Source organism: Stenotrophomonas sp. BR163 (genome assembly GCF_047520985.2).
Lineage (GTDB): Bacteria > Pseudomonadota > Gammaproteobacteria > Xanthomonadales > Xanthomonadaceae > Stenotrophomonas > Stenotrophomonas sepilia.
Genome location: NZ_JAXBRE020000013.1, coordinates 66,904 through 77,192, shown reverse-complemented (window position 1 = coordinate 77,192; position 10,289 = coordinate 66,904). Strand labels below are relative to the sequence as shown.

8 protein-coding genes and 1 tRNA gene are annotated in these 10,289 nt (G+C 68.0%); 3 read left to right on the top strand and 6 right to left on the bottom strand.

All coding sequences use genetic code 11. The features are described from left to right. Nucleotides 1-61: 61 nt before the first annotated feature. From ACM0PY_RS12540 to ACM0PY_RS12525, 4 genes are all read right to left on the bottom strand, one after another. The gene (locus ACM0PY_RS12540; RefSeq protein ID WP_134971752.1) at nucleotides 62-1,282 is read right to left on the bottom strand and encodes an RtcB family protein; all 1,221 of its coding nucleotides are present in this window, start codon (nucleotides 1,280-1,282) and stop codon (nucleotides 62-64) included. A 56-nt stretch (nucleotides 1,283-1,338) separates the two neighbouring features. After that, complete coding sequence (locus ACM0PY_RS12535; RefSeq protein ID WP_180883678.1) at nucleotides 1,339-2,463, bottom strand: slipin family protein; 1,125 nt, start codon at nucleotides 2,461-2,463, stop codon at nucleotides 1,339-1,341. A 357-nt stretch (nucleotides 2,464-2,820) separates the two neighbouring features. Then, nucleotides 2,821-2,891 (bottom strand) — tRNA-Gln (locus ACM0PY_RS12530). Nucleotides 2,892-3,540: 649 nt separating this feature from the next. Further along, nucleotides 3,541-4,497 carry an aldo/keto reductase gene (locus ACM0PY_RS12525; RefSeq protein WP_134971748.1) on the bottom strand — a complete coding sequence of 319 codons (957 nt, stop codon included), beginning with the start codon at nucleotides 4,495-4,497 and terminating at the stop codon, nucleotides 3,541-3,543. Between the two features lie 169 nt (nucleotides 4,498-4,666). Here ACM0PY_RS12525 and ACM0PY_RS12520 point away from each other — a divergent pair, with 169 nt between their 5' ends. Continuing rightward, complete coding sequence (locus ACM0PY_RS12520) at nucleotides 4,667-5,524, top strand: class I SAM-dependent methyltransferase (RefSeq protein ID WP_134971746.1); 858 nt, start codon at nucleotides 4,667-4,669, stop codon at nucleotides 5,522-5,524. Between the two features lie 122 nt (nucleotides 5,525-5,646). After that, on the top strand, nucleotides 5,647-6,186 hold the full coding sequence (locus ACM0PY_RS12515) for a pseudouridine synthase (RefSeq protein WP_134971774.1): 540 nt from the start codon (nucleotides 5,647-5,649) through the stop codon (nucleotides 6,184-6,186). A 90-nt stretch (nucleotides 6,187-6,276) separates the two neighbouring features. Here the strand turns inward: ACM0PY_RS12515 and ACM0PY_RS12510 are convergent, their stop codons facing one another. Beyond that, entirely contained in the window at nucleotides 6,277-6,651 is a 375-nt protein-coding gene (locus ACM0PY_RS12510; RefSeq protein WP_005420251.1) for a hypothetical protein, read from the bottom strand. Between the two features lie 199 nt (nucleotides 6,652-6,850). After that, nucleotides 6,851-9,355 (bottom strand): ATP-dependent helicase HrpB, encoded by a 2,505-nt coding sequence (gene hrpB / locus ACM0PY_RS12505; protein ID WP_180883680.1) that lies wholly within the window; start codon nucleotides 9,353-9,355, stop codon nucleotides 6,851-6,853. Between the two features lie 67 nt (nucleotides 9,356-9,422). On the opposite strand from hrpB, the gene ACM0PY_RS12500 reads away from it, so the two are divergent. Further along, nucleotides 9,423-10,220, top strand: a complete 798-nt coding sequence (locus ACM0PY_RS12500; RefSeq protein WP_134972128.1) for a TatD family hydrolase — start codon at nucleotides 9,423-9,425, stop codon at nucleotides 10,218-10,220. Nucleotides 10,221-10,289: the final 69 nt, after the last annotated feature.

The window sequence follows — 10,289 nt, the reverse complement described above, 5'->3', positions numbered from 1 at the left end:
CGACCAACTTTGGAGGGGGGGGGGGGGGGGGGGGGCCCGCCCCCCCCCCCCCACCGCTCCATTACCCCTTCACGCACAACACCTGGCGCAGGGTGTGCACCACGTCGACCAGGTCCAGCTGCGCGGCCATCACATCGTCGATCGACTTGTACGCGGCCGGTGACTCGTCCAGCACGCCGCTGTCCTTGCGGCATTCCACGTGCGCGGTGGCCTCGCGGTGCTGGGCCAGGGTGATCTGCTGGCGCGCGTCGCCACGGCTCATCACCCGGCCGGCACCGTGGCTGCAGCTGTGGAAGCTGTCCGCGTTGCCCTTGCCACGCACGATGTAGCTGCGCGTGCCCATGCTGCCGGGAATGATGCCCAGCTCACCCTCGCGGGCACTGACGGCCCCCTTCCGGGTCACCAGCAGCTCCTGCCCGTGGTGCGTTTCCTTCTGCACGTAGTTGTGGTGGCAGTTCACCGCCATCGCCGCCAGCTGGAACTTCGGCAGCCGGTGGCGCATCTCGGCCAGCACGCGCGACATCATCGCCTCGCGGTTCTGCCGGGCGTAGTCCTGTGCCCACGACACGGCTTCGACGTAGTCATCGAACAGCGGCTCGCCTTCCATGAAGAACGCCAGGTCCTTGTCCGGCAGGTGGAAGCCGAGCACACGCCGGGCCAGTTCCTCGCGCGCCTTCTCGATGAAGTAGGTACCGATCAAGTTGCCGGTACCGCGCGACCCGCTGTGCAGCATTACCCACACCGTATCCGTCTCGTCCAGGCACAGTTCGATGAAGTGGTTGCCGCCACCCAGCGTACCGAGCTGGCGGTCGAGCTTGTCGGTGCGGATCCTGCGGTGCCTGTCCTTGATCTTCTCCAGGCCGGCGGCCAGCCCGGACTGCACCAGCCGGGTATGGATGCTGTCGGGCATGCGCTGATGCTCGCCGCCGCGCCCGTTGCCGACCGGGATGCTGCGCTCGATGCTGTTGCGCAGCTGCCGCAGGTCATCGGGCAGGTCGTTGGCGCGCAGCGTGGTGCGCACGGCCGCCATGCCGCAGCCGATGTCGACGCCGACTGCGGCCGGGATGATCGCACCGCGGGTCGGGATCACCGAGCCGACGGTCGCGCCCTTGCCCAGGTGCACGTCCGGCATCACCGCCACCCACGGCCCGACGAATGGGATCGCGGCGATGTTGCGCAGCTGCTCATGCGCCTGCGCTTCCAGTGGCACGCCGTTGACCCAGCCCTTGATCGGCGTGCTGCCCTCGGCATGCAGCCATTGATAATTGTGTTGAGTGTCCATGTCTTCGTGTATGTCCTTGATGGGCCGGCGGCGCGTCCCTGCGCCACCGCGACCCCCTACCTGATCGTCACCAGCTGCTTCAGCACGCCGTCCAGGCCGCCGAACACGGTGAGCTTGTCGATCTTCTCGGTGACCTTCTCCAGCGCCTCCAGCTCCTTCAAGCGCATCAGCACCGGGTTGTCCTCGATCAGCTTTGCGGTGTTGAGCTGCGAACGCGTGGCGTTGGCCTCCTCGCGGCGACGGATCACGCTGGCCTGGGCCTGCTTCTCGGCCAGCACCACGCCGTTGAGGATCTCCTTCATCTCGCCCGGCAGGATCACGTCCTTGATGCCGACGCCGAGCAAGCGCACGCCGTGGCCCTCGATCGCCGCCTGCACATGGGCGGCGATCTCACCGTCCAGTGCTGCCTTGTCGCCCAGCAGCTCGTCCAGGCTGCGCGCGGCAATCGCCTGGCGCAGGCCGAACTGCAGCTGCCGATAGATGAATTCATCGGCATTGCTGAGCGTGCGGTGTGCACGCACCGGGTCGACCACCTGCACGGTCGCGGCCAGGTTCACCCGCAGGGTCACCTTGTCGCGGCTGAGCAGCTCCTGGCCGGACACGTCCAGCGACCGCGCACGCAGCTCCACACGCTCCACCGACACGTTGCCGTTGAAGTTCCAGAACGCGTGCAGGCCGGCGTCCAGCGTCTGCCGCAGCGTGCCATCGATGAACAGCAGGCCCACCGACTCGCTCGGCACGCTGCTGATCACCGCCACACGCGGCAGCACGCCCAGCTGGCCCAGGCGCTGCTGCACGTCCGCCGGAATGCGCGGCTCGTCACCCAGCGCCATCACGCGCACCTGGGTGTCGACCGAACCGCGCCAGTACAGGCGACGGCTGCCCGGCGGCAGCACTTCATCGATGCGGCCATTGCGCAGCAACAGGCCAACTTCGCTGGCGCCGACGTTGGCCAGCACGAAGTGCGTCTCCAACCGCGCGCCCAGTGCTTCGATCAGGCTGTCCTGGTCGCTGCCGGTGTAGGCCGCGCCCTTCGATGCGGTGTGGATGTCCACCTGCGGGCGGCCGCCGAACGGCGACAAGCGGTGCACGCCCGGCAGCAGGATCTGCTGGAAACGACGGTTGCGATACACCAGGCCGCGCTCGCCGTCGCCGATCACGACCTTGATGGTCCAGAACATGGGAGTCTCTCCTTGTATGGCTCTGGTGGTTCGACCCGTTGCGGATGAATCGCCATGACCCGGGTCGATCGGGTCGTGGCGAGGCCGCCTGCACACCACGTGCAGGCAGCGGAAGAGGGCGGCCATCGGCGGACGGTCCGCGCGCGGAGCCTTCGGTGCACCGGCAGTGCTGCCATCGTCGTTCCCGGCAGGCAGCACCGGGGCGGAACGTGGCTGGCAGTGACGGCGGGCCGAGGCCCGGCGTGCGGTCCGGTGCCTTCCACGCCCCCGCCCGAAGGCAGTGACCGTGGACGGCGACGATGGCCGCTGGGGCTTGCGCCCCGGGTGTTGCTTCAAGTCATGACGTGACAGGTCATGTGGTTGGAGTGGGAGTCGAACCCACGACAGACGGAATCAGGATCCGTTGCTCTACCCGACTGAGCTATCCAGTGGTGAACCGCGCGGAATCGAACCGCGTACCGGCGAACCGGCGCCTGCCTCCAGCAGGCGATCCAGGCGATGGCTTGTCCGCGACCTCCGGCATACGCCACGGCAACGCCGCGCGCACCAGCCCGTGGTGGAAACGGGACCGTTGGAGAATCGAGGGTGCAGGCCACCGACATTATCGGCGAGCGATAATGTTTGGCTGCGATGCAGATAATGTCCAGGCGTTGCCATGCACGCGGAGAAAATCCTCCGGCGCGGCAGAAAAACCTGGATCAGTGAGCGGCGGGTTGCCGCGCGGGGTGCAGTTCTGGCATCGCGGGTCCTTGTGCCGACGCAAACGAAAACGCCCCCGGGACTTGCGTTCCGAGGGCGTCGTCAGGCCTCGGAGATCGGGGTGGCCGATCTCCGCAGGGCGGGTATCAGGCCGTTGTCAGCTGGTCTTCCTTGCCGAACGCGCGCGCCGGCCGGTCCATGCGCAGGCATGGCAGCAGTTTGGCGATGGCGACGGAATGCGCGTTCAAGGGAAGTTTCCAGTGGGTGTTGAAACGAGGTGCGCACGATAAACCACGATTTAGTCGCGCGCAACCATTTTGTTGAATTATTTTCTTCGATGTACGTGCAATGCCGGCCAGCGGCCGGCACTACCGGGTCTCACGCTTCCGCGCTGGCGGCATCCAGCTGCGCGACATCCTGCACGCTCAGCGATACGTTGGCTGCGGCCAGCAGGTCGTGCAGCTGTTCGACGCTGGTGGCGCTGACGATCGGCGCGGTGATCGACGGACGCGCGATCTGCCAGGCCAGTGCGATCTGCGCAGCGCTGGCGCTGTGCTTGCTGGCTACGTCATCCAGCGCCTGCAGGATGCGCAGGCCGCGCGGGTTCAGATAGCGCTTCACCACCGTCTCGCCACGTGCCGGGCTCTTGGCTGCATCGGCCGGCGTGCGGTACTTGCCACTGAGGAAGCCACTGGCCAGCGCGTAGTAGCCGATCACGCCGATCTGCTCGCGCTGCACCAGCGGTTCCAGTTCCTTTTCGTAGCCGGCGCGGTCATACAGGTTGTACTCCGGCTGCAGGGTTTCGTAACGCGGCAACTTGTAGTCGGTGGACACCTTCAGCGCGTCGGCCAGGCGCGTGGCGCTGTAGTTGGAAGCACCGATCGCACGCACCTTGCCGGCCTCGATCAGGCGGCCGAACGCGGCCAGTGTGGCTTCCAGGGGCGTAGACTCGTCATCCTCGTGGGCCTGGTACAGATCGATCACGTCGGTCTGCAGCCGGCGCAGCGAATCCTCGACCGCCGCATTGATGTTGTCCGGGGTCAGGCCGGGGCGTTCGGCCCACTTGGCCACCTTGGTCGCCAGCACCACCTTGTCGCGCTTGCCGCTGCGGGCAAACCACTTGCCGATCAGCGTCTCCGATTCCCCGCCCGAATTGCCCGGCACCCAGGCCGAGTAAACGTCGGCGGTGTCGACCAGGTTGAAGCCGGCATCGACGAAGGCATCGAGCAGGGCGAAGCTGGCCTTCTCATCGGCGCTCCAGCCGAATACGTTGCCACCGAAGGCGAGCGGACGTACATGCAGGCCGGAACGGCCCAGTTCGCGGGTTGCCGTCATGGGCACGGACTCCTTGGGGGAAGTGTTCCAGAATAGAACGCGATGTGTGACCGTGCTGCGGCGACGACCACAAAACAGTGTTCCGCGACGCGCACGCCGCTAACGTTTTGTGAACACCTGGGACGCTGCGACTGCTAGTCTCGCCGCATCTTCCGCTGGAGTCGTCCCGATGATGCCTGCTTCGTCCCTGCGTGGTTGCCGCCTGCTGCTTGCTTCGGCCCTGCTTGCTGCTGTTCCCGCGTTCGCCGCACCGGCCACGGTGGCACCGGCGAAGATCGAGGTCTTGCCGGCCATCGACGCGGCGGTAAAGGCGCCCACCCGCGATGCCAACAACGTCAGGCGCGATGGCTTCCGCCATCCGGCGCAGACGCTGTCGTTCTTCAAGGTAGCGCCGGAAAAGACCGTCATCGAGATCACCCCCGGCAACGGATGGTATTCGGAAATCCTGGCGCCGTTGCTGCAGGACAAGGGCCATTACGTCGCTGCGGTGGTCGATCCGATGGCGGTGCCCGAAGGCCGCGGCCGTGACTACCAGCAGCGCAGCCGCGACAGCCTGGAGAAGAAGTACGCCGGCGCGCCGGCACAGTTCGGCAAGACCGCCGTGGTGGCCTACGACCCGGCCAAGCCGGTGTTTGGCCCGGCCAATTCAGCCGATGTGGTGCTGACCTTCCGCAACGTGCACAACTGGCGCAAGGCCGGCCAGGCGCAGGGCATGTTCCAGGGCTTCTTCAACGTGCTCAAGCCGGGTGGCGTGCTGGGTGTGGTCGAGCATCGCGCCAAGGCCGACGTGGCCGACGACGATGACACCGGCTATGTCGGCCAGCAGCAGGTGATCGCGATGGCCGAGGCCGCCGGTTTCAAGCTGGATGCGCGCAGTGAGGTCAACGCCAACCCGCGCGACACCAAGGACCACCCCAACGGCGTGTGGACGCTGCCGCCGACCAACCAGCACGACAAGGCCGATGATGCGAAGTACCAGGCGATCGGCGAAAGCGACCGCATGACCCTGCGTTTCATCAAGCCGTAAGGGCACGTCGCATGCCGTGCGCGCGTTGACGTGGTGGGGCCGGGCCCTTGCTCGGCTCCACAGGGACGTGGTGCGTGGCGCGGCGTGGGACAATGTCTTACCCGCCGCCCGCCGTGCCTGCAATGCTGATCGCCTTCAACAAGCCCTTCAACGTGCTCTGCCAGTTCACCGACCGCAGCGTGCCGCCGCGGCCGACCCTGGCCGGGTTCGGCCTGCCGCCGCGCGTGTATGCCGCCGGTCGCCTGGACCATGACAGCGAGGGCCTGCTGCTGCTGACCGACAACGGCACGCTGGCGCACAAGCTCACCGACCCCAGGCACAAGGCCGACAAGACCTACTGGGTGCAGGTGGAAGGCACGCCCGGTGACGAGCAGCTGCAACAGCTGCGCGATGGCGTTGTGCTCAACGATGGACCGACCCTGCCGGCGAAGATCGAGCGCCTCGACCCGGCGCCGACGCTGTGGACGCGCGATCCGCCGGTACGTTTCCGCAAGACCGTGCCGGACAGCTGGCTGGCGATCACGATCCGCGAGGGCCGCAACCGCCAGGTGCGGCGGATGACTGCAGCGGTGAACCTGCCGACGTTGCGACTGGTGCGGGTGTCGATGGGACCGTACCGGCTGGAGGGCCTGCAGCCCGGGCAGTGGCGGCAGATTGGTTGAAACAGAAAGGGCCGGATACCTCGCGGCATCCGGCCCTGGCTCGGGGTCAGATCCCTTCCGCAGGAAGGGCTCTGACCCGGTCGGTCACACTCAGGCGTCGCTGCCGATATCGCTGTGCTCGTCCACGACGGTGTCGTTGCGGCGGTCACGCGCGCTGATGCGCTGCGCCTGCCCATTCACCACGTGGCCATTGGCGGCCTTCTTCTTCTGCTGCTTGCGGTACAGCGCATAGCCGAGCAGGCCAACACCCACCGCAGCAGCGGCCACGGCCACGGCCGGATTGCGGCGCACGAACTTGGTCGCGGCCTTGCCGCCGGTCTTCACTGCGCCGATGGCGGCGCCGGTCTTGATCCAGTCCGCATTGCGCAGGCTGCCACCGGCGCTCTTCAGGCCATCGCCGGCGGTGTGGGCCAGCTCCAGGGCGCGCTCCAGGGCGCGGTCGGTGATTACGGTCAGCTTGCTCATGCGGGGGTCCTTTGCCTCGGGTCGAAGTCCAGTGTCGCGCGTTGCCCGTAAACGGTATGTCAGCCGGGGACGCACGTGGTGTGACTCTACCGCAGCCATTCAGGATCAGGCAGGGTGGGGCGGATCCCTTTCTTTTGGGAAAGGGCTCTGACCCCGGCGCGGTGAGCCCATTGCGATGCAATGGGATCCGCCCCCGCCCTCAGGTTCCGCGCGGCTTTGCCCGGTGCGTGGCCGTGGCTGTCCACGGATCATCCGGCCATGGATGGCGCGGGTAACGGCCCTTCATTTCCTTTTTCACTTCGGCGTAGGTGTTTTCCCAGAAGTTGCGCAGGTCCTGGGTGACCTGCAGCGGGCGGCCGCCGGGGGAGAGCAGATGCAGGGTCAGCGGCACGCGGCCATCGGCGATGCGCGGCGTGTCGGCCAGGCCGAACAGTTCCTGCAGTTTCACCGCCAGCACCGGCGGCAGCGGATCACCACTCTCGCTGTCCAACGCGTAGGTGATCGGCCGCTCCAGCCCGGACGGCACGGTGATGCGGGTCGGCGCATGACGCTCGACCAGCTGCCGTTGTGACCATTCCAGCGGCGACTTCAGTGCCTCGCCGAAACTGGCCTCATCCAGCGCGTCCAGGCGGCTCTTGCCGGCGAACGCGGGTTGCAGCCACTGCGTGAGGTTGGCCAGCAGGGCCGCGTCGCTGCAGTCGGGCAGGTCCAGTTCCGGCATCCAGCGTCGAAGCGATTCGACACGGGCCTGCCACTGGCGCAGGCCTTCGGTCCACGGCAAGGCCTGCAGGCCGAGTTCGGCTACCGCTTCGGTCAGCGCCTGCGCGGCATGCTGCGGATCGACCCGCCCGGCCGAGCGGCTGTCGAGCACGATGCGGTCGAAACGGGTCTCGCGCAGCGCCACCAGGGCGCGGCGTTCGCTGTCCCAACGCACTACGTCTTCGGTGACGAAGCGCTCCGGCCACGCCTTGCGCAGAGCACTTTCATCCACCGGTGCGGCACGTAGCAACAACGCATCGCGCGCTTCGAAGCGCAGTTCGCTGGCCACCAGCCAGGGCTCGCCGCGCAGGTCGCTCAGCTCGTGCAGGCGCGCGCTGCGGCCATTGGCCAGCAGGTAGCGCAGAGGATCGCTGGGATGCTGGAAGCCAATTCGATCGGGGAAGGCATGAGCGAGCAGGTCGCCCAGCTCATGGGCCTCGATGCTGGCCGGCGGCGTGGCTTCGCTGCGCAGGCGGCGACGCCACTGCTTGGCGGCGGCATCGATCGCGGCCAGCCCGCTGCGGTTGGCATCGCCCGGTGTGCGGCCATTGCGGAACGCGGCCAGTGCGCGCCAGCGGGCCGCCAGGGCGTCGCCGCCCTGGCGCAACGGGTCGCGCGCCTCCAGCAGCGCGGCCAGGTCGGCAGCCAGCGCCTGGGCGCGGGCATCGGGCGCTGCCAGCAGCATCGCCGCCATCCGTGGATGCGTGCCCAGCGCCAGCACACGCCGGCCCAGTTCGGTGATCGCGCCACTGCTGGACAGGGCGCCGAGCCGCTGCAGCAGTTCGCGCGCCGCGCCCATCGGACCCGCCGGGGGCGGATCGAGGAAGCGCAGATCGCTGCTGCCCCAGGCCGCCAGTTCCAGTGCCAGTCCGGCCAGTTCCACCTGGTCGATCTCGGCGCGGCGCTGCGGTTCCAGCCGATGCGACTGTGGCCACAGCCGCCAGGCCACGCCCTCGGCGACGCGGCCGGCGCGGCCCGCGCGCTGGTCGGCCGATGCCTGCGCGATGGCCACCACGTCCAGCCGGGTGAACCCACTGTTGGGGTCGTAGCGCGGTTCGCGTGCCTGGCCGCTGTCGATCACCACGCGCACGCCGGGCAACGTCACCGACGACTCGGCGACGTTGGTCGCCAGCACCACGCGCCGGCGGCCATCGCTGGCCACCTGAAGTACGCGCGCCTGTTGTTCCACGGGCAGTTCACCGTGCAGCGCCAGGACCTCGACATCGCCATTGAGCGATTCCTGCAGGCCCGCCTGCACCCGCGCGATCTCGCGCTGGCCGGGCAGGAACACCAGCAGGTCACCGGGGTGCTCGGCCAGCGCCTGCTGTACGGCGCGGCGCACCTGCAGTTCCAGGGCTTCATCGCGGCGCGCCGGGAAATGGCTGATCGCCACCGGGTAGCTGCGGCCCTCGCTGCTCAGCCGCGGCGCATCGAGAAAGCGTGCCAGCCGCTCGCCGTCCAGCGTGGCCGACATCACCACCAGGCGCAGGTCATCGCGCAGCTGCGCCTGCACATCCAGCGCCAGCGCCAGGCCGAGGTCGCCGCTGAGATGGCGCTCGTGGAACTCGTCGAACAGGATCGCACCGACCTCTTCCAGCATCGGGTCGTCCTGCAGCATGCGGGTCAGGATGCCTTCGGTGACGACCTCGATGCGCGTGCGCGCCGAAACCTTGTTTTCGAAGCGGATGCGGTAGCCGACCGTGCCACCGACCTCCTCGCCCAGCTGCCGCGCCATGAACAGCGCGGCGCTGCGGGCGGCGACCCGCCGTGGTTCCAGCAGGATGATCTTGCGGCCCTGCAGCCACGGTGCGTCGAGCAGTGCCAGTGGCACCTGGGTGGTCTTGCCGGCACCGGGCGGGGCCTCCAGCACCAGTCGCTGCTGCGCGGCCAGGTGTTGCTGGATCTGCGGCAGCAGCGGGGAAATCGGGAAGAGCGGGGCGTTCATGTGCAAAGGATAAGGGGGCACGGCGGGCGCAGGTACAATGCGCGGGCACTTTTCCCCCGCGATGACCATGCTCCTGATCGATATCGGCGCCAACCTGACCCACGATTCCTTCGACCGCGACCGTGACGCCGTGCTGGACCGCGCGCGCCAGGCCGGCGTGGTGCAGATGGTCATCACCGGCGCCAGCCGCGAGCACTCGCCGTTGGCGGTGCAGCTGGCCCAGCAGCATCCGGGCTTCCTGTACGCAACGGCCGGCGTGCACCCGCACCACGCGGTGGAATACACCGAAGAATGCGATGCCGAGATGCGCGCGCTGCACGCCCACCCGGAAGTGGTGGCGGTGGGGGAGTGCGGGTTGGACTACTTCCGTGATTTCTCGCCGCGCCCGGCCCAGCACCGCGCGTTCGAGCGCCAGCTGCAGCTGGCGGCAGACAACGGCAAGCCACTGTTCCTGCACCAGCGCGACGCGCACGCCGATTTCATGGCGCAGATGAAGAATTTCGAAGGTCGCATCGGCCCGGCGGTGGTGCATTGCTTCACCGGCGAACGCGATGAGCTGTTCGATTATCTGGACCAGGATTGGTACATCGGCATTACCGGCTGGCTGTGCGACGAGCGCCGTGGCGCGCACCTGCGCGAACTGGTGAAGAACATCCCGGCCAACCGCCTGATGATCGAGACCGACGCGCCGTACCTGCTGCCGCGCACGCTGAAGCCGATGCCGAAGGACCGGCGCAACGAGCCGATGTTCCTGTCGCACATCGTGGAAGAGCTGGCACGTGACCGTGGCGAGGACGTTGCGGTGACCGCGGCCAATGCCACGGCGGCCGCCCGCGCGTTCTTCCGCCTGCCCGACGCGGGTTGATCCGTAGAGCCGAGCCCATGCTCGGCTGCTCTTCGTGTCCGTCGCGCTGCGCGCGATGAGCCGAGCATG